This is a genomic window from Collinsella sp. AF11-11 (assembly GCF_003465485.1).
Lineage (GTDB): Bacteria > Actinomycetota > Coriobacteriia > Coriobacteriales > Coriobacteriaceae > Collinsella.
Genome location: NZ_QSAS01000017.1, coordinates 16,709 through 40,917, shown reverse-complemented (window position 1 = coordinate 40,917; position 24,209 = coordinate 16,709). Strand labels below are relative to the sequence as shown.

The 24,209-nt window shown below is 62.7% G+C and carries 25 protein-coding genes and 1 tRNA gene; 17 read left to right on the top strand and 9 right to left on the bottom strand.

All coding sequences use genetic code 11. The annotated features are described in order from the left end of the window. Window positions 1-93 precede the first annotated feature (93 nt). Genes DWV58_RS08775 through hisE form a run of 6 tightly spaced genes read left to right on the top strand, consistent with a single transcriptional unit; the run spans window position 94 to window position 3,220 of the window. Window positions 94-795, top strand: coding sequence for an imidazole glycerol phosphate synthase subunit HisH (locus tag DWV58_RS08775; protein WP_117776854.1), 702 nt, complete (start codon window positions 94-96; stop codon window positions 793-795). Further along, window positions 792-1,535 carry a HisA/HisF-related TIM barrel protein gene (locus DWV58_RS08770; RefSeq protein ID WP_117776853.1) on the top strand — a complete coding sequence of 248 codons (744 nt, stop codon included), beginning with the start codon at window positions 792-794 and terminating at the stop codon, window positions 1,533-1,535. Before DWV58_RS08775 ends, DWV58_RS08770 begins: the two co-directional genes overlap by 4 nt. 3 nt (window positions 1,536-1,538) lie before the next feature. Beyond that, the gene (gene hisF / locus DWV58_RS08765; RefSeq protein ID WP_117776852.1) at window positions 1,539-2,321 is read left to right on the top strand and encodes an imidazole glycerol phosphate synthase subunit HisF; all 783 of its coding nucleotides are present in this window, start codon (window positions 1,539-1,541) and stop codon (window positions 2,319-2,321) included. A gap of 9 nt (window positions 2,322-2,330) precedes the next feature. Next, window positions 2,331-2,663 carry a phosphoribosyl-AMP cyclohydrolase gene (gene hisI / locus DWV58_RS08760; protein WP_370448365.1) on the top strand — a complete coding sequence of 111 codons (333 nt, stop codon included), beginning with the start codon at window positions 2,331-2,333 and terminating at the stop codon, window positions 2,661-2,663. Next, window positions 2,660-2,887 (top strand): hypothetical protein, encoded by a 228-nt coding sequence (locus DWV58_RS08755; protein WP_117776850.1) that lies wholly within the window; start codon window positions 2,660-2,662, stop codon window positions 2,885-2,887. Before hisI ends, DWV58_RS08755 begins: the two co-directional genes overlap by 4 nt. A gap of 15 nt (window positions 2,888-2,902) precedes the next feature. Further along, window positions 2,903-3,220: a phosphoribosyl-ATP diphosphatase gene (hisE, locus tag DWV58_RS08750; protein ID WP_117776849.1), complete on the top strand. Its 318-nt coding sequence runs from the start codon at window positions 2,903-2,905 to the stop codon at window positions 3,218-3,220. A 27-nt stretch (window positions 3,221-3,247) separates the two neighbouring features. On the opposite strand, the gene DWV58_RS08745 is transcribed toward hisE, so the two are convergent. The 3 genes from DWV58_RS08745 to DWV58_RS08735 form a co-directional block, all read right to left on the bottom strand. Further along, complete coding sequence (locus DWV58_RS08745; protein ID WP_117776848.1) at window positions 3,248-4,159, bottom strand: PHP domain-containing protein; 912 nt, start codon at window positions 4,157-4,159, stop codon at window positions 3,248-3,250. A gap of 230 nt (window positions 4,160-4,389) precedes the next feature. After that, window positions 4,390-4,809 carry a nitrous oxide-stimulated promoter family protein gene (locus tag DWV58_RS08740; protein WP_117776847.1) on the bottom strand — a complete coding sequence of 140 codons (420 nt, stop codon included), beginning with the start codon at window positions 4,807-4,809 and terminating at the stop codon, window positions 4,390-4,392. After that, entirely contained in the window at window positions 4,809-8,375 is a 3,567-nt protein-coding gene (locus DWV58_RS08735; RefSeq protein ID WP_117776846.1) for an ATP-binding cassette domain-containing protein, read from the bottom strand. The genes DWV58_RS08740 and DWV58_RS08735 overlap by 1 nt, the downstream gene beginning before the upstream one ends. Before the next feature lie 384 nt (window positions 8,376-8,759). Here DWV58_RS08735 and larC point away from each other — a divergent pair, with 384 nt between their 5' ends. From larC to DWV58_RS08705, 6 genes are all read left to right on the top strand, one after another. After that, window positions 8,760-9,245, top strand: coding sequence for a nickel insertion protein (larC, locus tag DWV58_RS08730; protein ID WP_233540553.1), 486 nt, complete (start codon window positions 8,760-8,762; stop codon window positions 9,243-9,245). Between the two features lie 55 nt (window positions 9,246-9,300). Further along, complete coding sequence (yfcE, locus tag DWV58_RS08725; protein WP_117776844.1) at window positions 9,301-9,849, top strand: phosphodiesterase; 549 nt, start codon at window positions 9,301-9,303, stop codon at window positions 9,847-9,849. 2 nt (window positions 9,850-9,851) lie between these two features. Continuing rightward, the gene (gene mazG, locus DWV58_RS08720) at window positions 9,852-10,712 is read left to right on the top strand and encodes a nucleoside triphosphate pyrophosphohydrolase (protein WP_117629968.1); all 861 of its coding nucleotides are present in this window, start codon (window positions 9,852-9,854) and stop codon (window positions 10,710-10,712) included. A 189-nt stretch (window positions 10,713-10,901) separates the two neighbouring features. Then, window positions 10,902-12,191 (top strand): phosphopyruvate hydratase, encoded by a 1,290-nt coding sequence (gene eno / locus DWV58_RS08715; protein WP_117564903.1) that lies wholly within the window; start codon window positions 10,902-10,904, stop codon window positions 12,189-12,191. A 195-nt stretch (window positions 12,192-12,386) separates the two neighbouring features. Beyond that, window positions 12,387-13,148, top strand: a complete 762-nt coding sequence (locus tag DWV58_RS10025) for a septum formation initiator family protein (RefSeq protein WP_233540552.1) — start codon at window positions 12,387-12,389, stop codon at window positions 13,146-13,148. 20 nt (window positions 13,149-13,168) lie between these two features. Then, window positions 13,169-14,170, top strand: a complete 1,002-nt coding sequence (locus tag DWV58_RS08705; protein WP_117776843.1) for a hypothetical protein — start codon at window positions 13,169-13,171, stop codon at window positions 14,168-14,170. 85 nt (window positions 14,171-14,255) lie between these two features. Here the strand turns inward: DWV58_RS08705 and DWV58_RS08700 are convergent. After that, window positions 14,256-14,340, bottom strand: a tRNA-Leu gene (locus tag DWV58_RS08700). 31 nt (window positions 14,341-14,371) lie between these two features. After that, window positions 14,372-14,995: a hypothetical protein gene (locus DWV58_RS08695; protein WP_117776842.1), complete on the bottom strand. Its 624-nt coding sequence runs from the start codon at window positions 14,993-14,995 to the stop codon at window positions 14,372-14,374. Window positions 14,996-15,158: 163 nt separating this feature from the next. On the opposite strand from DWV58_RS08695, the gene DWV58_RS08690 reads away from it, so the two are divergent. Beyond that, on the top strand, window positions 15,159-15,446 hold the full coding sequence (locus tag DWV58_RS08690) for a PTS sugar transporter subunit IIB (protein ID WP_117640417.1): 288 nt from the start codon (window positions 15,159-15,161) through the stop codon (window positions 15,444-15,446). Window positions 15,447-15,457: 11 nt separating this feature from the next. Next, on the top strand, window positions 15,458-15,832 hold the full coding sequence (locus DWV58_RS08685) for a VOC family protein (RefSeq protein ID WP_117640416.1): 375 nt from the start codon (window positions 15,458-15,460) through the stop codon (window positions 15,830-15,832). A 298-nt stretch (window positions 15,833-16,130) separates the two neighbouring features. Here DWV58_RS08685 and DWV58_RS08680 read toward each other — a convergent pair whose 3' ends face one another. Genes DWV58_RS08680 through DWV58_RS08670 form a run of 3 tightly spaced genes read right to left on the bottom strand, consistent with a single transcriptional unit; the run spans window position 16,131 to window position 18,756 of the window. Then, the gene (locus DWV58_RS08680) at window positions 16,131-17,426 is read right to left on the bottom strand and encodes a cell wall metabolism sensor histidine kinase WalK (RefSeq protein ID WP_117640415.1); all 1,296 of its coding nucleotides are present in this window, start codon (window positions 17,424-17,426) and stop codon (window positions 16,131-16,133) included. Beyond that, window positions 17,410-18,195: a response regulator transcription factor gene (locus DWV58_RS08675; protein WP_117640414.1), complete on the bottom strand. Its 786-nt coding sequence runs from the start codon at window positions 18,193-18,195 to the stop codon at window positions 17,410-17,412. The genes DWV58_RS08680 and DWV58_RS08675 overlap by 17 nt, the downstream gene beginning before the upstream one ends. A gap of 18 nt (window positions 18,196-18,213) precedes the next feature. Beyond that, entirely contained in the window at window positions 18,214-18,756 is a 543-nt protein-coding gene (locus DWV58_RS08670) for a DUF4342 domain-containing protein (protein ID WP_117776841.1), read from the bottom strand. Window positions 18,757-19,300: 544 nt separating this feature from the next. On the opposite strand from DWV58_RS08670, the gene DWV58_RS08665 reads away from it, so the two are divergent. Further along, entirely contained in the window at window positions 19,301-19,540 is a 240-nt protein-coding gene (locus tag DWV58_RS08665; RefSeq protein WP_117564911.1) for a hypothetical protein, read from the top strand. Window positions 19,541-19,625: 85 nt separating this feature from the next. Beyond that, window positions 19,626-20,351: a metallophosphoesterase gene (locus DWV58_RS08660; protein WP_117776840.1), complete on the top strand. Its 726-nt coding sequence runs from the start codon at window positions 19,626-19,628 to the stop codon at window positions 20,349-20,351. A 17-nt stretch (window positions 20,352-20,368) separates the two neighbouring features. Here DWV58_RS08660 and gluQRS read toward each other — a convergent pair whose 3' ends face one another. Beyond that, on the bottom strand, window positions 20,369-21,487 hold the full coding sequence (gene gluQRS, locus DWV58_RS08655) for a tRNA glutamyl-Q(34) synthetase GluQRS (protein WP_255413164.1): 1,119 nt from the start codon (window positions 21,485-21,487) through the stop codon (window positions 20,369-20,371). 394 nt (window positions 21,488-21,881) lie between these two features. Between gluQRS and DWV58_RS09895 the strand changes: the two genes are divergently transcribed. Then, window positions 21,882-23,828, top strand: coding sequence for a DUF2207 domain-containing protein (locus DWV58_RS09895; RefSeq protein WP_158564553.1), 1,947 nt, complete (start codon window positions 21,882-21,884; stop codon window positions 23,826-23,828). Window positions 23,829-24,209 lie beyond the last annotated feature (381 nt).

Genomic DNA, 24,209 nt, shown 5'->3' with positions numbered 1-24,209 from the left:
GGAAAACCTCCCATTTCCCGATGTCCAAGAAATGGGAGGCAGTTCACAGGCGCCTTCGTGGTGGTTTTGGATGATGAGAAGTGGAGGGGTCGCGTGGGCGAACCGAAGATTGTGGTGGTCGACTACCACAAGGGCAACTTGTCGAGCGTCGTGCGCGGGCTTGCGCGCGCCGGTGCCGCTGCCTGCACGTCGGACGATCCGGAGCAGATCCGCAACGCCGACGGCCTGGTCATCCCGGGCGTGGGTGCGTTCTATGACGCGATCGCCTTTATGCGTCAGAGCGGCGAGGAGGTGGCCGTGCTCGATGCCGTTGCCGCCGGAACTCCGCTGCTCGGCATCTGCCTGGGCCTTCAGCTGTTTTTTGAGCGCGGCGACGAGGGCGTGCCGGCGGACGAGGGCGTTGCCGCGGACGGTAATGCCTCCGAGCGGGCTGACGGCCCCTGGATCGATGGCCTGGGTATTATGCGCGGTTCGTGCACGCGCTTGGAGTCGAGCCGCCTGAAGGTGCCGCACGTGGGCTGGGACCAGGTGCACATGACGCCCGCCGGCGCGGCCGATCCGCTGCTTGCTGGTTTTGCCGAGGGTGCCAACATGTATTTCACCCACAGCTACGCGGTGGCCGACGACGCCGATGCCGCCGATGTGCTGGCGCGCACGCACTATACGCGGAGCTTCCCGTGCATCGTGCGTCACGGCAACGTGTGGGGCTGCCAGTTCCATCCCGAGAAATCTTCCGCGCTGGGTCAGCGCATTCTTAAGAACTTCGTCAATATCGTCGAGGAGGCCGGCCGATGATCCTGTTCCCCGCAATCGATTTGATCGGCGGCAAGGTCGTGCGCCTGGAGCGCGGCGACCGCAGCCGTTGCAAGGTATATTCCGATGACCCCGTCGCCGTTGCCCGCTCGTTTGCCGAGCAAGGTGCAAGCTGGGTGCACGTCGTCGACCTGTCCGCTGCCTTTGGCGAGGACGAGGACGCGTGCGCTGCCAACTCGGCGGCAATTAGGGCCATCTGCGGCGTCGATGGCCTGTCCGTGGACGTGGGCGGCGGCGTCCGCTCGCTCGCACGCATTGACGAGCTGGCCGGCTATGGTGCGCGCCGCATCGCGCTGGGGACCGTGCTAGTGACCGAGCCGGGTTTTGCCGAGGTGGCAGCGCACGGCTTTGGCGAGCTGCTGGTGGCAGACATCGCCGCCCGTGACGGCCAGGTCAAGGTGAACGGTTGGCGCGATGGCGCGGGCGTGGCACTCGATGATGCCGTGGCGCAGCTTTCCGAGCTGGGCTTTAAGCATCTGGTGTACACCGACATCGCGCGCGATGGCATGCAGACGGGCATCGATGTAGCGGCATATCGCCATGTGGCCGAGGTCGCGGGTTTTCCCGTCGTGGCTTCGGGTGGCATCTCGACGCTCGACGACATCCGTGCGCTGGCCGCGGTGGGTGAGGGCGCGATTGAAGGTGCCATCACCGGTCGCGCGCTCTACGAGGGCAACTTTACGCTGGTTCAGGCGCTCGCCGCCACCCGAGGGGAGGAGTAGTCCATGCTTACCAAACGCGTAATTCCCTGCCTGGACGTCAAGGACGGCCGTGTGGTCAAGGGCGTCAACTTTGTGAGCTTGCGCGATGCGGGCGATCCGGTGGAGCTGGCGCGTGCCTACGACCGCGAGGGTGCGGACGAGGTTGTATTTTTGGACATTACCGCGACGAGTGACAACCGTGCGACGACCATCGAGATGGCGGCGCACGCGGCCGAGGAGCTCACTATTCCCTATACCGTGGGCGGCGGCTTTCGCGACTTGGCGGGCATGCGGACCATGGTTGCCGCCGGTGCCGACAAGGTGTCGCTCAACTCGGCGGCCGTGCGTGACCCGTCGCTGATTAGCCAGGCTGCCGCGGCTTTTGGCAGTCAGGCCGTGGTCGTGGCGATCGATGCCAAGCGCGTCGGTTTGCCCGGAGAGCCGGGTGCTGACAAGTGGGAGGTCTTCACGGCGGGCGGCCGCAACGCCACGGGTATCGACGCGGTGGCGTGGGCCGAGGAAGCGGCTCGTCGCGGCGCCGGTGAGATCTTGCTGACCAGTATGGATCGCGACGGCACCAAGGCCGGCTTTGACCTGGCGCTCACCCGCGCCGTGGCCCGCGCGGTGCCAATCCCCGTCATCGCGAGCGGCGGCGTTGGTACACTCGAGCATTTTGCCGAGGGCGTGATCGAGGGCGAGGCCGATGCCGTGCTGGCGGCGAGCGTCTTTCACTTTGGAACCTTCAGCATTCGCGAAGTCAAAGAATACATGGCCAGCCAGGGAATACCTGTGAGATTGGATTTTTAAATGGAGCAAGTGACAACTGCGTCCGAGCTCAAATACGACGCCCGCGGGCTGATTCCTTGTGTGGTTCAGCAATATGACACCGGCGAGGTGCTTATGGTTGCTTGGATGAACGAGGAATCGGTGGGGCTGACGCTCAAGACCGGCACCACGTGGTTTTGGAGCCGCAGCCGCCAGGAGCTCTGGAACAAGGGCGCGACGAGCGGCAATATGCAGGAGGTCAAGGAGCTCTGGGCCGACTGCGATAGCGATACGCTGCTGGTAAAGGTCGACTCGCCGGGTCCGGCCTGCCATACCGGCAACCGTACCTGCTTCTTTAAGCGCGTGGAAGGGGGAGTGCAATGAAGGTCGTGACGCCGTTCGAGGTCGCCGACTGCAACACCGAGCTCCTCCGCGCGGGCGTGCCGTGCCGCGTGCACCTGACCGATGCCTGCGGGGCGCAGTCGTTTTGGCTCGAGGCCGAGAAGGAAAGGCTCGATGAGGCCCATGCCGTCATCGTTGAGTTCTTTGAGAAAAAGGGCGCAAAGCTTCGGTTCGATGAGACCGGTACTTACTTTACGCTGCAGTAACGAGAGGAAATAACCATGGGAGTCAGAACAGCTAACGTGCAGCTGGGAAACATCGGCGAGACGCTGACGGGACTGGCCGAGGTGATTCACGGTCGTCGCGACGCGTCGCCGGAGGAGAGCTATACCGCCCGCCTGCTGACCGATGTCGAGGACGAGCTGCTCAAGAAGCTTGCCGAGGAGGCGAGCGAGGTGATCATGGCCTGCAAGGATGACGACCACGACCACATTCGCTACGAGGCGGGCGACCTGATTTACCACCTGCTCGTGACGCTCGAGCGCTACGGCATCACCCTCGACGAACTGGCCGGCGAACTCAACGCCCGCCGCCACTAGTCATTGGGGACGTTCTTAAACGACTAGTTAGGCGAGGGGTGTGGATTCCCATTCGCCGGTGGGGTGGGGGATGTCGAAGGTTCGATAACCGCAGTCGTAGGCGTGGGCCTGAGCCTCGCGGATGTTCCAGCAGATGTCGCAGGCGCGGTGTGCGTCCGATCCAAAGGTAATGGGCACCTCGGCATGGGCAAAGCAGCGCAGCAATCCGGTCGTGGGATAGTAGTCGTCGAGGCCCTTGCGCGGTGCGGCGGTCGAGACCTCAATGCGGCGGCCCGTATCGTGGGCGCATTCGGCCATCTGCTGCCAAAACGGTGCGGGGTCAAAGTCGGGCGCAAAGCCTTCCTTCGAAAAGCGCATGACCAGGTCGGGGTGAGCCATTACATCAAAGTTGAGCGGGCTCTCGCAGGCGCGGCACCAGTCATCGACATAGCGCTCCCACACGCCGCGCACGCCTAAGTTTTCCCAAACATGCAGGTCGGTATCATCGTCGATCCAACCGCAGCGCGAATCGGGCGTATCGGGACGAGCGACGTCCTCCGTCCCCGCCGCGCCCGCAGCACCTGCCGCAATATTGCCTGGGTTGCCAATCCAATGCACACTGCCCAGGCGCACGACGGCGCCCGCGGACCAGCGCTCAACTAAAGGCTCGCAGCCTTCGTACCAATCACATTCAAATCCATAGATAAGCTCGAGCCTTGGCGCGATCTGCGCGGCGAGTTTGCAGACGTCCTCAAAGGCCAGGCGATGTGTCGGCAAGTCGCCCTCGACAACCTGCACTTCGCAGTTGGCGTCCATGCTGGCAGACAGGGTGAGGTGGTCGGTCGAGACCATGACACGGCAGCCGGCGGCGGCAGCAGCGCGGACGTTGTCCTCAAACGAGGCATGGCCGTCCGAAAACGAAGTATGGGTGTGGCAATCGACCAGCGGGCAGGCGGGCATGGCGACTCCTTTGCATTTGGTGAATCCGCTCCATTGTAATGGCGCAGCCCTCAACACGCCGGGCACGCCGGGGGTCGAAATCGATCGGAAAGGCTGCGCGGTGCGGCCTCGTTTGCTCTCAAAACGTGTACGTCAGCCTCCAAAAGCTGCAAAAAATGACATGTTTGGAGGCTGACGTACACGTTTGAGATGAGGACGAGGGGCGGGGCGGCGCGTGCCGGCGCCGGCGACTACTTGCTTCGTGCCGCCACGCGTTTGGCCTGCACCGTTACCATCGCGTGTCTTACGGCGGTGATGGGGCGATAGCGGATCATACACGGTCCCGACCAGCGCATGATCTCGCGGATCTTCTCGCGCATGGCAGGCCGGTAGCAATGCGAAGGACAGGCCGAGCAAAATGTCTTGGTGCCCATGTGCGGGCAGTGCTCAATGCGCGCGATGGCGTATTTCTGCAGCTCGGCGCATTCGGGGCAGAGCGTAATGGTCCGAAGGCCGAGCTTCACGCGCACGGGCTCATCGTCGCCAGCCTGTTCGACCGCATGCCCGCCGCCATGATGCCCACGACACCACAGCGCAATCATCTGCGACACCATTTGGGCCTCGCGCTCACGTTTGCGTGCCAGCTCCGGTGTGTCGACTGGGCGCGCCATTAGCTCAGCCTCCCGTGCTCGACCGAAAGCGAGAAATCGGCAAACGCGCAGGTGCTGGCACGGTGGCTTACGAGCACAATGGTCTTGCCGCGGCGCTTGAGCTCGTCGATTGCCTGCATCACGGACGCCTCGTTGAGGGCATCGAGCGCGCTGGTGGGTTCGTCGAGCAAGATGAAGGGTGCGTCGTTGAGGAAGATGCGCGCAAGGCCGATGCGCTGGCGCTCGCCGCCCGAAAGCGAGTCGCCCAGTTCGGCAACGGGCGTGTCGAATCCCTGTGGCAGACGGTCGATGAGCGTGGTGAGTGAGGCGGAGCGGCAAGCGTCGAGCAGCTCGGTATCGGTGGCGTTGGCGTGCGCGACCAGCAGGTTCTCGCGTACGGTGCCGCAGAACAGATGCGTGTCCTGGGTCATATAGGCCTCGTGGCTGCGCAGGCTCGCCGTGTTGATGTGGCGGGCATCGACGCCGCTCACCGTGATGGTGCCGGCTGCGGGGTCCCAAAAGCGCATGAGCAGCTTGAGCAGCGTCGACTTGCCCGAGCCCGAGCGTCCCATGATGCAGGTCATGGTGCCGGGCGCAAAGGTGCAGGTCACGTCGTCGAGGATGAGACTCGAGGCGGGGTTGTTCGCGGCCTGCTCTGTGGTGTCGGCACCGCCCGCGTCCACGCCGCCCGCATAGCTAAAGCCCACATGCTCGGCTGCGGCGCCGGCAAACCCAACGTCCTGTCCGTCGGAGACCTCGGCGCACTGGGGCTGCTCGTCGAGCAGATCGAGCACGCGTGCGCCCGAGGCGAGCGTCTCCTGCAGTGAGGCGCCCAGGCGGCTCACGGCCATCACCGAGCCAAACGACGACACAAAGGTAAAGACGGCGACAAACGCTGCGGCAAAATCAATCGTTCCCGCAGACACCAGCTGCAGCGCACGCCCGAGCATCACCAGATTGGCCGCAAGAATAAGCGCATCGGCTACGGCCTCGCTGGCCGTCTGGCGGCGCTTGAGGCGCGCGTCCACGGCGCCGACTTGCTCGGTCAGCTTGCCCAGGGCCCGGCTGCGATCGGCGCCACCGGCAAACTGGATAGTCTCGGACGCGCCGCGCAGACTGTCGAGCACAAAGGCGCCCAGCTTACCGGCGCCCTCGCGGCTCTGGCGACCGGTGGTGCCGCATGCCTTGGCCGAGATCAGGGGCAGCAGCACGCCCAGGACCGCGTAGGCCACGAGCGCGATGCCCGCGAGCTCGGGGCTCACAGCCAGCAAAAAGCCTTCAAACACAACGGTGCAGACCAGTGCGATGGCAATGGGCGAGATGGTGTGCGCGTAGAAGACCTCGAGCAGCTCGATATCCGAGGTGACCAGGCTCACGAGCTCGCCCTTGCCGCGGCCCTCGAGCTTGGCGGGGGCGAGCTGGCGCAGGGCGCCAAACACCAGGTCGCGAATGTGTGCGAGCAGACGGAATGCGATGTAATGGTTGCAGAGCTGCTCGCCGTAGTGGAGCGGCCCGCGCGCGATGCCGCAGGCGGCGCAGGCCGCGCATGCTGCGATAAGACCAAGCCCCAAGGCGTTGCGGCCCAGCGCGGCCATAAGGCCAAGGGCGCCAAAGGCCGGCACGAACGCGGCGGTGAGCATGCCAATGCTGCCCAGCGCGACGGCTAGCACAAGCCAGCCGGCAAGCGGTCGGACGAGCCCCATCATGCGCCACATGATGGACGGCGCCGAGCGACGGGCGTGGCCGGAGTCAGGCGCCGCGGCAGCGGAAGACGAACTAGTACCGTTGAGGCCATCGGCACAGGCGGCGCTGCCGTCAACAGCCTCAACCGCGCCGGCATCCTCAGCATCACCCTCTGCATACGCATATGCCGAGAGCTGCTCCTGGCTGTTCCACATGCGCGCATAGGCGCCCGCGGCGGCCAAGAGCTCGCCGTGAGTCCCGTGCTCGGCAATGCGGCCGCGTTCCAGCACCAGGATCTGATCGGCGTCCACGATCGTCGACAGGCGGTGTGCCACCACAATTACAATGTGCCCGCCGGCAAGCGACGCGATGACCTCGCCGATCGCGGCCTCGCTTGCGGCATCGACGTTGCTCGTAGCCTCGTCAAACACATAGATCGGCGAGTCGTGCAGCAGGGCGCGGGCCATGCACACGCGCTGGCGCTGGCCGCCCGAAAGGTTGGTGCCACCCTCGTTAATCACCATGTCGAGCCCGCCGTTGGCCCGCACAAAGGCCGCCACGCGCGTGCGGTCGAGCGCGCGCAAAAGCTCGGTGTCGGTGGCGTTGGGCTGGGCGAGCAGCAGGTTGTCGCGCAGGGTGCCGGCAAACAGGTAGCCGTTGGTGGGCACCAGCGTGACGGCGCGCATGAGTGAGGCGGCCGTGGCATCGCGCAGCTCGACGCCGCCAATGCGCACGCTGCCGCGGTAGGCGTCCTTGCGGCCCGCGATAATCCCCGCGAGCGTGGACTTGCCGCCGCCGCTTTCGCCCACGAGTGCCACGAGCGAGCCGTGCGCAATGGTCGCGCTGGCGCTGTCCAGCACGGTGCGGTCGCCGTAGGCATAGCTCACGCCTGCGAGCTCGATATCGCCGCGACCATCAAGCTCAACATCGCCGCGCTCGGGCTCGGGCGTATCCAAAATGCCAAACATGCGGCGCGAGGCGGCCATGCCGTTCATGGCCGTGTGGAACAGCGATCCCAGGCGGCGCATAGGCAAAAAGAACTCCTGTGACAGAAAGACGATGAGGAAGGCAGCCTCAAAGCCGATCTTGCCCGTGGCGAGCTGCAGTGCGGCCACGATAATGCCGAGCGCGGCGCCCATATAGACGACCAGGTCCATAACGCAAATGGAGCGCAGCTGCATCACCAGCAGGTGCATGGTCGCTGTGCGGAAACGCTCGGACTCGGCGTTGATGCGCTCGTGCCAGCTTCGATCGGCCTGGTAGACCTTAAGGGTGGTGAGACCCTGCACGGCCTCCAGGAACATGCCGCCAAGATCGACATAGCTGCCCCAGTACTCGGCACCGATCTTTTTGGCGTTGCGCATGACCATCATAATGGAGACGGGGATGACCGGAACGCAGGCGAGCAGCAGCGCGGCGGGAAGACCCGCCTGGCCCACGAGCAGTACAAACAGCGTGATGGGTGCCAAGCCGGCAAAGAAGAGCTGCGGCAGGTAGCCGCCAAAGTACACCTGGAGTTGCGTGGCGCCCTCGACGCTGGTCTGGACGGCCTCGGCGGTGGGGACGGTCTCGGTGTAGGAGGGGCCGAGTGCGGTGAGCTTGTCGTAGACGAGCGAGCGCACGCGGCGGACGGCCTCGAACGCGGCCTTGTCGCCGGCGCGTTGGGCCAGGTAGATGGAGGCGGCGCGCACGATGATGGCGGCGGCGAGCGGCAAGGCCGCCTGTGCGAGGGCATCGACGGCGAGTGCGGCGGAAAGGCCGTCCGTGACGATGCCGCCCAAGATGCGCGCAAGCACCCACATCACCGTGATGTTTGCCATGAGCGCGATCCACTTAAACAGGACGCTTGCCATAATGTAGGGCGTTGCCTGCGGAACCAGGGAGAAGAGCCGCTTCTCGAACATGAAACCTCCTATACCGTAACGGTGCCGGGCGGGGTTCTCGGCAGCCGCTTAGTTAGCCAAATGCAACTAGAGTAACATCGTGCAGTGGGTAAGTATGCCGAGGGTTATTTTTTGGCCGATGAACTGCGTAGAAAGTTCAAAATAGTTGAGTGCGGCGAACTTTGTGGTGGACGGAGTGCGCGCGCAATTCTGATCGTGTGCGGCCCCGCTCCAAAACGTGTACGTCAGCCTCCAAAACCGACAAAAAATGACATGTTTGGAGGCTGACGTACACGTTTGGATAGGGGTGAGGGCGGCGACGGACGAATGTCACGCCTATGCCACGTCCGATGTGCTAGCGTTTGGGTGAATAAAACGAGCCCGTGCGGAAAGGATTCGGACCGTATGCAACGTGGAAGTACATCTCCGCTGTCCCGCGAGACCGATGCGCCCGAAACTATCGTCAAGCTGGAGTGCGACATCGATGACGCGTCGCCCGAGGTGCTCGCCTACGCCGCCGACCGCCTGCGCGAGGCCGGCGCCCGCGAGGTGCACTGGCTGCCCCTCTACTGCAAAAAGGGCCGCCCCGGATGGCAGTTGCAGGTGATTTGCTCGCATGAGGATATCGAACGCCTGCAGACGATTATCTTTTTGGAAACCACGACCAACGCCGTTCGTCGCCAGGTGATGGAACGCGTTTGCCTGCCGCGCCGATTCGAGCAGGTGACGACGCCTTGGGGCGAGGTATCCGTTAAGGTGGCGACTCTGCCCGACGGCAGCGAGCGCGCGGCTCCCGAATACGAGGATTGCGCCCGCCTTGCCCGCGAGCATGGCGCGCCGCTCCAACGCGTGATGCAGGCGGCTCAGAGCGCGGCGCTGCGATTTGAGTGATGCGGGCGAGTGACGTGCCGCGCCAATCCAATTAACCCCACCGAAAGGACCACCCATGAAATACCTCATCGCCTCCGACATCCACGGCTCGGCATACTGGACCGAGCGCCTGGTCGCCGCTATCGAATCCGAGCAGCCCGACCGCATCGTTCTGCTGGGCGACCTGCTCTACCACGGCCCGCGCAACGACCTGCCGCGCGACTATGCCCCCAAGCGTGTGATTCCGCTGCTCAACGCCCTGGCCGACCGCATCATCGCGGTGCGCGGCAACTGCGACGCCGAGGTCGACCAGATGGTCCTCGACTTCCCCGTCATGGCCGACTACGCCACGCTGTTCGACGAGACCGGCCGCGAGCTGTTCCTGACGCATGGCCACGTCTTTGGCGCTGGCATGCATAACAGCGTTGATCACGCGCCCGCGCTGCCCGAGGGCTCCGCGCTCGTCTACGGCCATACGCACATCAAGGTCAACGAAGCGAGCGAGACGCACCCGGGCCTGTGGCTCTTCAATCCCGGCAGCGTGAGCATTCCCAAAGACGGCACGCACAGCTACGGTATCTACGAGGACGGTGCGTTCCGCCACGTGATCCTGGAGGAGGAGTAACCATGCCCGAGCAGCTGGCTCAGCAAAATGCCGAGGGCTCGCGCGATCTGTCCACGCTGGTCGACGCGTCGGCCGAGCTGCAGCATCTGGTGCAGACCATCTGGCGCCTGCGTCAGCCCGATGGCTGCCCGTGGGACCGCGAACAGACGCATCAGAGCATTGGCAAGAACATGATCGAGGAGGCCTACGAGGCGCTCGACTGCATCGAGGCCGACGACGTGGCGCATCTGCGCGAGGAACTCGGCGACGTGCTCATGCAGGTCGTACTGCATGCGCAGATTGCGGCGGACGCCGGTGAGTTTTCGCTGGCCGATGTGGCACGCGATATCGACGCCAAGCTCATCCGCCGCCACCCACACGTGTTTGGCGATGCGGACGCCGAGAGCTCCGACGAGGTTCTCAAGATCTGGGACGAGGTCAAGCTTGCCGAGAAGGCCGCCAAAGACCAGGCCGTGGCGGCAGGCGAGGCCGCGCCCGAGGGTCTGCTCGACGGCGTGCCCACGCACCTGCCGGCGCTGATGCAGGCTCAGAAGGTGTCGCGCAAGGCGGCTGCCGTGGGCTTTGAGTGGGAGACGGTCCAGGACGTGTGGGACGAGGTCGCCGAGGAGCGTGCCGAGTTTGAGGCCGAGGCTTCCGGCTCGCCCGAGCGCGAGATGGAGTTTGGCGACCTGCTCTTTGCCCTGGTCAACGTTGCGCGCAAGGAGGGAATCGACGCCGAGAGCGCCCTGCGTGCCAGCACGGCAAAGTTCCGCCGCCGCTGGGCCGCGATGGAGCAGATGGCGGCCGACGCCCACGTGGATCTGGCCGAGCTTTCGACCCACGGCCTCAATGACCTCTGGGATGCCGCAAAGGCAGAGGAGTAAGACTGCGGGGGCGACGGGACGGACTTTCTCATCGCCCCCATTATTTTTTCAAAAAGATTGTATCCCTTGGCTAACTTAGGGCATAATGCAAAAAGTGCGATAAGGCTAACTTATGAACCTGCGCGCCACTGTAGCGTGCAAGCCGTGTCGCCAAGCATTCAACCCGTTTCCAAGTGAGAGGGAGACAACATGAGCGATATTTTGGATGTCTACGGTCGCGAGGTACTCGACAGCCGCGGCAACCCCACCGTCGAGGTCGAGGTCGTGCTCGAGGACGGCAGCTTCGGCCGCGCGATGGTGCCTTCGGGCGCTTCGACCGGCGCCTTTGAGGCATGCGAGCTGCGCGATGGCGACAAGGGCCGCTACCTGGGCAAGGGCGTTTCGCAGGCCGTCGAGCACGTCAATAACGAGTGCGCTAACGCCGTCGTGGGCCTCGACGCCTTCGACCAGCGCGCCGTCGATGCCGCGCTGATTGCCGCGGACGGTACCCCCAACAAGACCAAGCTCGGTGCCAACGCCATCCTGGGCGTGTCGCTGGCCGTCGCCCGCGCCGCTGCCGAGTCGGCGGGTCTTTCGCTGTACCAGTACCTGGGCGGCGTCAACGCCCATCTGCTGCCCACGCCCATGATGAACATCCTCAACGGCGGCGTGCATGCCGACAATAACGTCGACTTCCAGGAGTTCATGATCATGCCGGTGGGCGCCCCGAGCTTTGCCGAGGGCCTGCGTTGGTGCGCCGAGGTCTACCACACCCTCAAGGGCGTGCTGCACGAGGCGGGCCTGGGCGGCGGCGTGGGCGACGAGGGCGGCTTTGCGCCCAACCTCAAGACCAATGCCGAGCCGTTCGAGTACATTACCAAGGCCGTCGAGAAGGCTGGCTTTAAGCCCGGCGTCGACTTCATGTACGCCATGGACCCGGCCTCGACCGAGTTCTACAACGCCGAAACCGGCATGTACGAGCTCAAGGGCGAGGGCGTGGAGTACACGAGTGCCCAGATGGTTGATTACTGGGAGAAGCTCGTCGACACCTATCCCATCATCTCCATCGAGGACGGCATGGCCGAGGAGGACTGGGACGGTTGGGTTGAGCTTACCCGCCGCATTGGCAACAAGGTGCAGCTGGTGGGCGACGACCTGTTCGTCACCAACACCGAGCGCCTCAAGAAGGGCATCGAGCTGGGTGCCGCCAACGCTATCCTGGTCAAGGTCAACCAGATCGGCACGCTCACCGAGTCGCTCGAGGCCATCGAGACCGCCAAGGAGGCCGGTTACGCCTGCATCGTGAGCCACCGCTCCGGCGAGACCGAGGACTCCACGATCGCCGACCTGGTCGTGGGCGTCAACGCCGGCCAGATCAAGTCGGGCGCCCCGTGCCGCAGCGACCGTATCGCCAAGTACAACCAGCTCATTCGCATCGAGGACGAGCTCGAGGGCAGCGCGCGCTACGCCGGCAAGGCCGCGTTCTACAACATTCGCTAAACGGGCGAATTTGGCGAGGGGGAGGCTGACTCGGTTCCGCCCCGCCTTGGCTGGACGCCGCAAAGCGCTGTGGGCGCTGGGCTATATGGCTCAGCGCCTTTTTTATGACGAGCAAAGGCTGGCGAAGGCGTTGCGTGTGCTCGTGCTATAACTAGAATACTTAGCGCAAACAAACCTCAACCGCACAAGGCGCACATGGATCAGATTTACGACAACAGGTACTATTCCGCCGGTTCGCGCGAGCCGTCGCTGCACCGTGCGCGCACGGTGCAGCTCGGTGGGTCCGCCTACGCCGGCGTCGGCCGCCCCGCGCAGCGCCCGACAAGTACCTCGTGCCCCAATGCCCAATCAAATACTTTGGCAGATGGACCAGTGCGCCCGGCGCGTTCGTCGCATGCATCGCGTCTCTCGACTCAGGCACACGACAAATCGAGCAGACCCTCGAGTCGTCTTTCGGGCTCGGACTTTATGCATTACGCCAACGACAACGCGGTGGTCAAGGCGATCTATGACTTTACGCATGGCTCTCTGCGTCCGCTGTTTATCGGTATCGTGGTGGCGCTGGTGCTCGTGAGCCTGTATTTTCCCGTGCGCGATCTGTACGTGGCAAAGCGTTCGAGCGATATCTTGGCCAAGCAGGTCGAGATTCGCCAGCAATACAATGATGAGCTGCAAAAAAGCGTCGACAAGCTGCTCTCGGAGGAGGGTATCAAGGACGCGGCGTCCGAGGACCTGGGCCTGGTGATGCCCGGCGAGAAGAAGATTGACGTGCTAGGCTTGGACGACGATTCGGACTCGTCGTCGAGCAAAAAGTCCTCAAACGCCAAGAAGGCCAGCGAAGTGGCCAAGGAAATCGAAGAAGTCGGCAAGGACGCGCCGTGGTACATCCAGGCGCTCGACATGCTGTTTGGGTTTAACGGCGTCGAGGGTCAGACGGTCGTGTCCAACGGCAAATAGCGCCCGGAGGGGAGCCCGCAATGACAAATTGCAAACGCTATAAGGTGGCCGCGATCGACCTGGGAACGGTGTCGTCGCGACTGGTGTTGGCCCAGGTCGAGGGCGGAGCGATTGTGGAATCGTCCAAGCATACCGAGATTACCGACCTGGGCGAGGGCGTGGACGCGACGGGGCGCTTCTGCGAGGCGGCTGTCGAGCGTGTGCTCGCTGCGTGCCGCATGTTTGTGGACGAGGCCCGTGCCTTTGGGGCCGTGTGCGTCTGCACCACGTGCACGAGTGCCGCGCGCGATGCGTCCAATGCCGCGCTGCTGCTGGACGGCCTGCGCGAGTTGGGGCTCAAACCACAGGTGATTCCGGGCGAGGTCGAGGCGCGCCTGACGTTTTTTGGCGTGGCGCACGACTTTGCCGGCGAGCGCATCATCGTCGCGGATTCGGGCGGCGGGTCCACGGAACTCGCGACGGGCGTATACGCTCCGGAGCGCGGCGTCTTTGCGCTGGAGGGAACGCGCTCGCTGGACATCGGTTGCCGTCGCGTGACGGAGCGCTTTTTCTCTGCGTTGCCGCCCGCGGATGGCGAGCTTGCTGCCGCTGCCGCGTGGGCAGGCGAGCAGTTCGCCGCCTATTTTGAGGGCCTGCCTGTCGACTTTGAGCGCGCCGAACGCTTAGTCGCGGTGGGCGGCACGGTGACTACGCTGGTGGCTCTGGTCCACGAGCTGGAACCGTACGATTCGAGCTTTGTGCACCTACGCGAGCTGTCGCTGGAGCAGGTCTCGGCCGCTATCGAGCGCATGTCTGTGTTGGACGCGGAAGGCATCGCCGCGCTACCGGGTGTACAGCCCAAACGCGCGGGCGTGATCTTGGCTGGTGCCGTGGTGATTCGCGAGCTTATGCGAGCCGGCGGCTACGACACGCTCACCGTAAGCGAGAACAGCCTGCTTGCCGGCATGGCCGCCACCATTAACGCGGTTCTCGACGGTGAGCTACCCACCATCGGCTGGACCCCCAGCCTCAGCGCCTTTTAACTATTCCACCGCAACTTAGAGCTCCGCCGGCGTGAAAAAGAGACGAGCCCGCATCCCTTGGGGATACGGGCTCGAACGCTTCATATGGTAGGGGCGGTGGGACTCGAACCCACAATCCTTGCGGCGAGGGATTTTAAGTCCCCTGCGTATGCCAATTCCGCCACGCCCCCGTGAGACTAGAAGTCTAGCACAAGCCGTCCGTTACGCGTTGACGGCCATCGAGTGTTGGCCCGACTTTTCCAAGTACTCGGCGAACTTGGCCTCGTCGCCCTTGTTCTGGTACTGCAGGGCTAGCAGGTATTCCAGGCGGCAGCTCTTAACCTTGTCGTCACCGGCTTCCTTGAGCATGCGCTCCAGCTCGGGAATGTCGTTGTGGCGCTTGAGGATCATCGTGTCGTACATCAGCTGGCATTCGTGTGCGACCGCCTCGGCCTGACCGCCCTCAAAGCCCTTGATCTCGTGCAGAAGCTCCTTGGACTTTTTGCGGTCCTCCTGGCCAGCATAGTAGTTAAAGGCCTTAATCACCAGGTCGACGCGCTGCATCTTGGGCAGATTGAGCCCCAGCAGCAAATCGAACATCTCATCGGCGCGCTTGTGGTCCTCGCGCAGCAGATAGGAGTTCAGACGCAGGTAGTCGCGGTTGTAGCGCGGGTACAGCATGCTGGTGAGTTTGCCGTCGAGCAAACGATCGAACTCGTCCCACTGCTTGGCAGCCATAAGCTGCTGCAGACGCTTGAACGTGGTGCGTTTTTTGACGCTAAAGAACACCGACACGCCGATGCAGATGATAACGACGGCGGTCCAGAGGGTGCGGGAATCGGGCATATTGGGATCCTTAGTCGCTCATATAGCGAGCGGTATGACAACACGTACTAGATGTATTATACGCAGCGCGCAAGCAAACTGGCATAAAAGCTCATCGAGGCTGAGTGCCATCGCTCGCTGCGGTACACTTACCTAAAGTAAACCATGAAGGGAGACATTACCTATGAAGAAAATCGTTTTGGCTTGCGGTGCTGGCGCTGCTACTTCCACGCTCGTTGCCCAGAAGGTCGCCACCCTGCTCGACGCCAACGGTTACGCCGACAAGTATGAGATCGTGCAGTGCGCCATCTCCGAGGCCAAGGACGCTTGCGACGAGGGCGCCGACCTGCTGATCGCCACCACCGTTGCCCCCGAGGGCCTCACCTGCCCGTACGTGAGCGGCGTGCCCTTCATGACCGGCATGAACCGCGTTGCCGCCGAGAAGGCCGTTCTTGACGTCATGGCTCAGTAGGCGCTGCCTGCATGAGTGAGCAGAACGCCAATCCGGTAGAGCTCTTTGGTATGCGCGTTGCCCATGTGGGCATTAACGCTGCCGACCCGGCAGACGCCTTGGAGATCGCGGAGCTGTTCTCGACGATGATGGGCCTGCCCGTTATCGAGACCCCGGTTTCGTACTTTAACGATTCGCTGGTCGAGGTTATGAAGCAGAACGGTCGTGGCACCAAGGGCCACATTGGCTTTGCCGTCAACGACATCGATGCGGCCGAGAAGTGGTTTGCCGAGCGCGGGCTCGAGGTCAACGAGGAGTCGCGCGCGCTGCTGCCCGACGGTAGCACCAAGCTCGTGTACTTTAAGCGCGAGTTCGCCGGCTTCGCCGTGCACCTGTGCCGCGAGTAGCGCACGAGCTGCTTTAGTTAGCAAAAAGGGATAGGGCCGTATGGCCTTATCCCTTTATTTATGCCGAGGGATCGACTTTTGCAACGGTCAAAAAACCGAAGTCTAATACTTTTCCGAGAAGTGAACGAGACAAATCAGCCCCCCCGAAGCATCGACACTTTAAGGGCATCGTTTCCTGCAGTTTCGATGCTGGAATCCTGCGATTTTGCGGCCGAAAAATGCGGATGCTTCGGGGGTCCGAATATGGTCGTTCACTTCTCGGGAAAAGTATTAGACCTCGATCCACGAGGGGGCATCCCTACCGTGGCAGGCGAATCGTAAAGCGGCTGCCGACCCCTTCGACCGAGGTCACACCGATGACACCGCCATGGCTATCGACGATCCACTTGGCAATGGCAAGCCCCAGACCCGAGCCCTGCGCGCCGGCATCGCGCGCGTTGTCGGCGCGGTAGAACCGCTCGAACGCGTGAGCTGCGGATTCCTGGTTCATGCCGATACCCTCGTCCTCAACGCTTATGTCGATCGTGCCCATGCCCGCATCCGGCGCTACGCCAAACGAGATGGGCGTTCCCGCATCCGAGTACTTGGCGGCATTCTGCACGATCACGCGAAGAGCCTGCTTTACAAGCGCCACATCGACGGACGCATCGCAGCGCGAGTCGCTGACAAGCGCAGCGTCAAAGGCCAGTCGATACGTGTGCCCGGCATCGATCATCTGTGATTCTTCGCAAACCTCGCCGACCAGTGCAGCCAGGTTGGTATTCGCGCGCCGCAGCACGGTGCGACCGGCATCGCCGCGTGCCAAAAACAGCAGCTGTTCCACGAGCTCCTGCATATGCTCGCTTTCGGCTTTGAGCGAGGTGATGGATTCTGCCAGCACGTCCGGGTCGTCTTTGCCCCAGCGGTCGAGCATGTTCACGTAGCCCTGAATCACCGCGATGGGCGTGCGCAGCTCGTGGCTCGCATCGTTGACAAAGCGCATCTGCTGCAGCTTGGCCTCTTGCATCTGGCGCAGCAGGCGGTTGAGTGCGACCTCGATGCTTGCCAGGTCGGCGTCGCCGGTGGTGACGCTCGGCGAGTCGACGCTTGCGCGCTCGATGGCCTGTTCCAGCGTTTCCATCTTGCCGCCGGAGAGCTGCATACGGCCGAGCTCGTCCACGCGCAAGGCAAGGTCGTTGAGCGGCGCCATGGTGCGGCGCACGCGGCGGGCGCCGCCGAGCATGTTGAGCACGCTGATGACCTGCCAACCCATAACGACAAGGTAGAGAGGCCATAGCGCGACGAGGTCCTGCGCGAGGGGGAAGGTCTTGGTGGTACGCGCAAACTCGACGGTATAGGTGAGCGTTGTCAGGTCCCAGCCGCGTGCGGGCGTCAGCGACATGCCGTGAACGGTGGCGCCGGGAATCCAGCCTGCGGTAAACGCGCTGTCGGGCAGCGTCTGGTTGTATCCATAGACGAGGATCGCCGCCGCAATCACCATCAGCAACAGATCGAGCCAGACGTAGCTCATCAAGCGGCGCCACATATAGCCCCAGTTGATGGCGCGGGCGATGGAGGTGACGCGCTTGGCCTCGGCGTTATGCGCGGCAGACATAGCCCACCCCGCGCACGGTCTGGATGATGCGGGCGCCGCCAGCGTCTTCGATCTTGGCGCGCAAATGTGCGATGTGCACATCGACGTTGTTGGTATCGCCCACGTAGTCGTAGCCTAGCGCCTCATGCGCGATGCGCTCGCGCGTGAGCACGGTGCCGGCGTGCGCCATAAGCAGGGCGAGGACGTCGAACTCGCGGGCCGTGAGCGCGATGGGCGAGCCGCCGACCGTGACTTCGCGGCGGTCGGGGTCGAGCGCAACCGATCCCACGGTGAGTGTGGCAGGGGAGGGCGAGGCAGGGGTCTGGGCCATGTCACTGGCCGGGGGCATCGCGGTGGCCTTCTCGCCCGCGACGCCCGCCATGCCCGCTCCGGCGCCGACGCCAGCTACGCCCGAAGCCGCCCGCATGGCCTCCGAGCGCTTCAACGCCACGCGGATCCGTGCGAACAGCTCCTCAATCGCAAACGGCTTGGTCAGGTAATCGTCGGCGCCGGCATCGAGCCCAGCCACCTTGTCCATCACGGCATCGCGCGCGGTGACCATAATCACCGGCACATCCTTGTGCTTGCGGATGCGCCGCAGCACTTCCATACCGTTGAGCTGCGGCAACAGTACGTCGAGCAGAATCAGATCGTAGTCGCGCTCCAGCGCCAGGTCCACGGCGGTGCGGCCGTCGGCGGCGTGCTCTACCTGGTAACCCTCGTGCTCCAGCTCGAGCGTCACAAAGCGGGCGATTTTCTCCTCGTCCTCTACAATCAGGATTCGTGCCATACGTGCCCCCGTCTGCGATTACTTGTCGTCGTTGAGATTTTGCTTGATGTCGTCTGCGGCGTCGGCGGCGTGATCCATCAGGTTATTGATGCTGCCGGGTACATCACCGTCGCTGTCGATGCGGTAGCGCATGCCAAAGAACAGGCCAATCAGCATCAGCCATATCGTGGCGCCCCAGGCAAACAGCGCGACGATGGGGATCAGGATGGGAATGTTGAGGATGATCGCATCGCGGCGCGTGGCGATAAACTTGGTGTCCAGACTCAGGCGGAAGAGCTTTTTGAGGTACTCCCACACGCTGTCCATCTTCTTGGAGAAGTCGGTCTTTTCGCTCGACTTTTCGTAAGCGACCTGCGCGGCGACCATCTCGGCAGAGGGCTCATCGACTGGCGCGGGCTCGGTGGCGGCATGCGCCGACGTGGTCTGGGTCTTGCCCTGCGACTCGAGCCAAATGATGGCATCCAAAACGTTGCCGTCGGCAGCGTCGAGCGCCGCCTTGGCATCGGTGTAACTCACGTTGCACTTGGTGCGGATGGTTTCAACTTTTTCGAGGTCGTCCATGACCTGTCCTTTCGTTCGATGGGCGCGACGCCGGGCAATTTGCTCGGGCGCGAGCGTTGCGTTCGGCGGTTTGCGTTGCGCCGCCCCGCCCTTGGTCGAACTCTATAGTGCAGGTTATAGATTAAGCGATTCTTGAGCCAAGATTAATGTTGGATGAGTTTTTGGGTGTGTATAGAGGGGTCATTATTAGTGGCCCGCGGCGAGGTCTAATACTTTTCCCGAGAAGTGAACGAGCAAAATCGGACCCCCGAAGCATTGACACTTTGAGGGCGCCGTTCTCTGCGGTTTTGATGCCAGAATCCTGCGTTTATGCCGTTGAAAAATGCGGATGCTCCAGGGGTCCAAAAACAGACGCTCACTTCGCGGAAAAAGTAATAGAGCCCGATAGCGGGGGATGGGGTACCGATGCAAAACGGCGTCAAGGGTTGGTCGAGCAGGAGGTTTCTCCATTGATGTCCGCACGATATGTGACACTTACCCTGCCGCCATGCTCCGTCGCGGCGGCATGCATCTGAAAAACGACCCTCTAAGGAGTTCGATATTGATGAGTGGCAACACCAAGCACCTTGCAAAGAAGTGCGTCAAGGACGCAGGGCCGTGTCTTGTGCTGTGCGCGGCCGGCGTGGCGGTCGCGCTGCTGGCTGTTCTGGGACCATTTGACGTGCTCCGAAGTGCCAGTTCTCTGCATGTTTGCATGGCCCTTGCCGGTGCCATGATGACCAGCGGCGTGCTCGATCTGGTTTTTTGGGTGCTTGACCCGTTTGGATGGAAGAGCGAGGGGTAGGTCCTAAAGGATGGAAGGGCTGGAACGGTTGGCTTAGTGATCGTGCAGAATGTGGGCTAGCGACTTACAGGGAAGTGGTGATCCGATGACGGTCTATGTGACGGGCGATATTCACGGCGGCCTCGACATGCAAAAGCTGCGCGATTGGGATCTTGGGGAAAGCCTGACGAGCGACGACTATCTCATCATTGCCGGCGACTTTGGCTTTCCGTGGGATTTCTCTGCCGAGGAGTGCGCCGACATCGCTTGGCTGGAGTCGCGCCCCTATACCGTGCTGTTCGTCGACGGCAATCACGAACGTTTCGACCACTGGGCGGAGCGACCCATGGAGTTGTGGCACGGCGGACTGACACAGCGCCTGTCGGACACCTCGCCCATACGGCGCCTGACGCGCGGCGAGGTTTTTGAACTCGACGGCTCAACGGTCTTTATCATGGGCGGCGCCACGAGCGTGGACAAGGAATACCGCATTCCGTATTCCAGCTGGTGGCCGCAGGAGTTGCCGGACGAGCGCAACTTTGAGGAGACACGGACGAAGCTCGACAGCGTGGCCTGGAAGGTCGACTACGTGGTCACCCACACCTGCTCTACGCGCATGCTTTCGCCCACGCTCTATCCGGCGCCCGGCTGGAATTGCCCCGCCGTCGATCGACTTACGGCATTTTTTGACGAGTTGGAAGACCGCTTGGACTACAAGCGCTGGTACTACGGGCATTTTCATCGGGATGCCAACCCGACCGAGCGCCATACCGTGCTCTACGACTGCATCGTTCGCCTGGGCGACGAACTCCAGCCTTGGGATGTTGCGTAGGGGTGGGGCGTATTTGGCTACTCGGCCGTTACAGCGATGTTCTCTCGGTGCGCGCGGATAACATCCCAGCTAAAGTGCTCGACCAGCCGCTCGGCAGAGCGCGGCGTGGTGTCCGGCGCGATGCCCGTTTGCCCGGCGAGCCAGCCCAGCAGCGCTTCGGGCGTGCCAAAGCGGGCGCGGAGTTCGCCCAGGTCCAGATCGCGGTCTCGTTTGGAAAGGCGGCGGCCGTCCGGTGCCATGAGCAGCGGAATATGTCCGTAGTGCGGCGTGGGCAGTCCCAACAGGTGCTGCAGATAGATCTGGCGCGGTGTGGACCCCAGCAGGTCGCATCCGCGCACGACCTCGGTGACGCCCATGGCAGCGTCGTCGACCACCACGGCTAGCTGATAGGCAAACACGCCGTCGCTGCGGCGCACCAAAAAGTCGCCGCACTCGGTGGCGAGTGCTTCGCATTGGGCGCCGTACGTGCGATCCACAAATTCGATCACGTCGTCTGCGAGGTCGTCGACGGTGGGCACGCGCAGACGTGTGGCCGGGGCGCGCAGGGCGCTGCGGCGGGCCACCTCCTCGGCCGAAAGACTTCGGCAGGCGCCACGGTAGATGGGCGTGCCGTCGCTCGCGTGCGGTGCACTCGCGGCGTGGAGCTCGGCGCGTGTGCAAAAGCAGGGATAGGTGAGGCCGGCGTCTTTCAGCCGGCGCAAGGCGCTCTCGTACAGGTCTAGGCGGTCGTGCTGGTAGTAGGGGCCTTCGTCCCACTCCAGCCCCAGCCAGGCCAGGTCGTCAATCAATTGGGCGGCAAGTTCCGGGCGCTTGCAGCGATCGTCCAGGTCCTCAATGCGTAACACGATGCTGCCGCCCTGGCTGCGGGCCGAAAGCCATGCGCACAGGCAGCTGAACACGTTGCCCAGGTGCATACGGCCCGAGGGCGACGGGGCGAAGCGCCCCACGACGGGCGCGGGAGCGGCCGGCGTCGTTGGCGCGTCGGCGGCGGTTGTTGCTATGTTGCGTGCGTTGATGTCCATGCGGACGAGTATAGCGCGGGGCGCGGTGGGGGAGACGCTGCCGTGGCCTGCAAGTTGCTGAGGCCGCGCGTTGCGCGTGCCGGACCACCGGCTCGGCACCTTAATCGTCGTCAATCAATTTAGCCCTCAAACGACAGAAACCCCGGCAGCTCTTCGCAACTGCCGGGGTTTCCGCGGAAAAGGGGGACATGATCCTCGAGCGGACGGCAAAGGGGCAAACCGTTTTCGCTCAACTGCTTTATGCCCCTCAACTGGCGGCTCAATCAGCGCATGCCGCGCCCACACAAAGCCGCTACACCTGTGACGGAGCTGTGAAGTGGTGTCTGCTGCTGGCGCGGGCCATGGCAAGGAGTGTCCCAGACTGCCGGCAGATAAGGAACGTCCCCAAGTGCCGGCCGTGGACGTGACTTTCGTCCCGTTTGATACTCCGCTGGCCTAGATGTTCGTCACATGAGCCCGCAAACGTGGGACAATGACGCTACTGGTACCACAGACAAAGGATGTGCCTATGAACGCCCCCGTTGCCCAGCCCTGTCGGCAGCGCCGCCTGTTTGCGCGATTCGCTTCCGTCTGCGCACTCGTCGCGCTTGCGTTGTTGCTGCTGCCTGCCGCCGCGCACGCCGACGGCTACTCCATGAGCCAAACCTACATCGGCGCCACGGTTGAGGCCGATGGCTCGCTGACCGTTGTCGAGGGACGCCAGTTCGATTTCGACGACGACATCAACGGCGTGTATTGGGATATCAATACAGGCTCTAACCAGCAAGGCGGCTCGGTGGTCGTCAATGTGCTAAGCGTCGAGGAAGACGACACTGCGTTTAACAAGGTCGACAGCGCAAACAAAGGCGACGACGGCGTTTACACGGTGGAACAGTCCGACGACGGCGTAAAGATTAAGGTGTTCAGCCCTCACGAGAGCGGCGACAGCGCAATCTACTACGTGAGTTATTCCATGACCGGTGCGGTTATGAACTGGGCCGATACCGCCGAGCTCTACTGGAAATTTGTGGGTGACGGCTGGTCTGCGGACTCCGATGACGTCGAGATGGAAGTCTACTTTGCAAATGCCGCTGCCGGGACGGCCGCCGTCAAGGGCGATAACTTCCGCGCATGGGGCCACGGCCCGCTGACGGGCGACGTGTCACTCGATGCGGACGAGCCCATGGTCACCTATACCATTCCCTGCGTGCATGAGGGAGAATTCGCCGAGGCACGCATCGCCTTCCCCAACGACTGGGTGCCGCAGCTCGCCGCCTCGAGCGAAGAGCGCATGTCGACGATTCTGAGCGAAGAGAAGGAATGGGCCGACGAGGCCAACGCTCGCCGTGAGCACGCGCGTGCGGTTGCCGGCGCGATTGCCGTGGTGTGTGTTGTCGTGGCGGTTGCCTATACCGGTGTGATCGTGATGCTTAAGCTGCGCAGGCCCAAGCCCAAGCCACTCTTCCAGGACGAGTACTTCCGCGATGTGCCCTCGGCCGACCATCCCGCGGTGCTTGCAGCTCTCATGAGCTGGAACGACGTGCCCGATCAGGCATATATCGCCACACTTATGAAGCTCACCGACGACCGCGTGATCAAGCTGGAAGAAGCGACCGAGACCAAGAAGAAGGGTCTGCTCCGTCGCGAAAAAGAGGAGCAGACGTATCGCATCACAGTGACCGACGAGGCCTGGAAGGCTGCCAAGAAGGACGGCATCGATCGCGACGTGCTCAAGGTCTTCTTTGCTGGCGTTAAGCCCGATAAGGACGGAGTCCGTTCGCGCACGTTTAGCGAGTTGGAGGAGTACGCTAGCGAGCGCACCACATCTGTTGGCGACAAGCTCGAGGACTATCAGAGCACAGTTAAGGGCAAGCTGGAGGCGCGCGAGCTTATTGCATCGGATGGCACTATCGCGATGGTGGCCGGCCTGGTTCTCGGCATCATCATTGTCTTTGGCATTCTGGGCTCTCTGTTCTATACCGACTTTGCGGATGCCAACGTCGGTGCCGCTATGATCTCGATCCCCGTTACGATCGTGGGCTTTGTCCTGAGCTGCACCTTCCGCCGTTACACGCCGGAGGGCGCCGAGGTGGCGGCTCGCTGCAAGGCGCTCAAGCATTGGCTCGAGGACTTTACGCGCCTGAAGGAGGCTATCCCCAGCGACCTAATCTTGTGGAACAAACTGCTGGTGATGGGCGTTGCCCTGGGCGTTTCGAAAGAAGTGCTGCGACAGCTGGCCGAGGCCGTGCCTGCGGATCTGCGCAACAGCGACGATTTCTACGACAACTACCCCTGCTACTGGTGGTATTACCATCACTACGGCAACGAGTCTCCGCTCGATTCGTTCAACGAGGTGTATCACGAGACCATCCGCGAGCTGGCTTCGAGTTCCGATAGCTCGAGCGGCGGCAGCGGCGGCGGCTTTTCCGGTGGCGGCGGTGGCGGCGTCGGCGGAGGCGGCGGCGGAACGTTCTAGCGAGCGCTTGCTTTGGGGTGGATCTTTCTGGGCGGTTGCCAGGGAAGATTCATCCCATTTTTGTGCATCGAAACGGGTCAAACTTTCCGCTGCGGACCTTCGCGCAAGGGACAGTGGACAAAAAATGCCAAATATGAGTACTGTTGCTGCGTTGGTCACATATGTTTGCACATAATAATGGGCTCCTAATGAGAGTACTTCTCGTTAGGAGCCCATTTTATTGAACATTTGGGGAGTTATGTCAGCTCGTGCAGCTGGTCGTCATGCCTATAAGCATCAAAAATGCCCCAAATCGCTGCTACTAAAAAGGTAACAGTACTCATATTTGATGTTTTTTGACCAGGGCTATCTACAAACCCCCTAGGCCACTCATTGGGGACA

Excerpts from the sequence above, each read along its gene's own strand:
- DWV58_RS08770 (WP_117776853.1), top strand. The coding sequence starts at position 792 with ATGATCCTGTTCCCCGCAATCGATTTGATCGGCGGCAAGGTCGTGCGC.
- hisF (WP_117776852.1), top strand. The coding sequence starts at position 1,539 with ATGCTTACCAAACGCGTAATTCCCTGCCTGGACGTCAAGGACGGCCGT.
- DWV58_RS08755 (WP_117776850.1), top strand. The coding sequence starts at position 2,660 with ATGAAGGTCGTGACGCCGTTCGAGGTCGCCGACTGCAACACCGAGCTC.
- hisE (WP_117776849.1), top strand. The coding sequence starts at position 2,903 with ATGGGAGTCAGAACAGCTAACGTGCAGCTGGGAAACATCGGCGAGACG.
- DWV58_RS08745 (WP_117776848.1), bottom strand. The coding sequence starts at position 4,159 with ATGCCCGCCTGCCCGCTGGTCGATTGCCACACCCATACTTCGTTTTCG.
- DWV58_RS08740 (WP_117776847.1), bottom strand. The coding sequence starts at position 4,809 with ATGGCGCGCCCAGTCGACACACCGGAGCTGGCACGCAAACGTGAGCGC.
- DWV58_RS08735 (WP_117776846.1), bottom strand. The coding sequence starts at position 8,375 with ATGTTCGAGAAGCGGCTCTTCTCCCTGGTTCCGCAGGCAACGCCCTAC.
- larC (WP_233540553.1), top strand. The coding sequence starts at position 8,760 with ATGCAACGTGGAAGTACATCTCCGCTGTCCCGCGAGACCGATGCGCCC.
- yfcE (WP_117776844.1), top strand. The coding sequence starts at position 9,301 with ATGAAATACCTCATCGCCTCCGACATCCACGGCTCGGCATACTGGACC.
- mazG (WP_117629968.1), top strand. The coding sequence starts at position 9,852 with ATGCCCGAGCAGCTGGCTCAGCAAAATGCCGAGGGCTCGCGCGATCTG.
- eno (WP_117564903.1), top strand. The coding sequence starts at position 10,902 with ATGAGCGATATTTTGGATGTCTACGGTCGCGAGGTACTCGACAGCCGC.
- DWV58_RS10025 (WP_233540552.1), top strand. The coding sequence starts at position 12,387 with ATGGATCAGATTTACGACAACAGGTACTATTCCGCCGGTTCGCGCGAG.
- DWV58_RS08705 (WP_117776843.1), top strand. The coding sequence starts at position 13,169 with ATGACAAATTGCAAACGCTATAAGGTGGCCGCGATCGACCTGGGAACG.
- DWV58_RS08695 (WP_117776842.1), bottom strand. The coding sequence starts at position 14,995 with ATGCCCGATTCCCGCACCCTCTGGACCGCCGTCGTTATCATCTGCATC.
- DWV58_RS08690 (WP_117640417.1), top strand. The coding sequence starts at position 15,159 with ATGAAGAAAATCGTTTTGGCTTGCGGTGCTGGCGCTGCTACTTCCACG.
- DWV58_RS08685 (WP_117640416.1), top strand. The coding sequence starts at position 15,458 with ATGAGTGAGCAGAACGCCAATCCGGTAGAGCTCTTTGGTATGCGCGTT.
- DWV58_RS08680 (WP_117640415.1), bottom strand. The coding sequence starts at position 17,426 with ATGTCTGCCGCGCATAACGCCGAGGCCAAGCGCGTCACCTCCATCGCC.
- DWV58_RS08675 (WP_117640414.1), bottom strand. The coding sequence starts at position 18,195 with ATGGCACGAATCCTGATTGTAGAGGACGAGGAGAAAATCGCCCGCTTT.
- DWV58_RS08670 (WP_117776841.1), bottom strand. The coding sequence starts at position 18,756 with ATGGACGACCTCGAAAAAGTTGAAACCATCCGCACCAAGTGCAACGTG.
- DWV58_RS08665 (WP_117564911.1), top strand. The coding sequence starts at position 19,301 with ATGAGTGGCAACACCAAGCACCTTGCAAAGAAGTGCGTCAAGGACGCA.
- DWV58_RS08660 (WP_117776840.1), top strand. The coding sequence starts at position 19,626 with ATGACGGTCTATGTGACGGGCGATATTCACGGCGGCCTCGACATGCAA.
- DWV58_RS09895 (WP_158564553.1), top strand. The coding sequence starts at position 21,882 with ATGAACGCCCCCGTTGCCCAGCCCTGTCGGCAGCGCCGCCTGTTTGCG.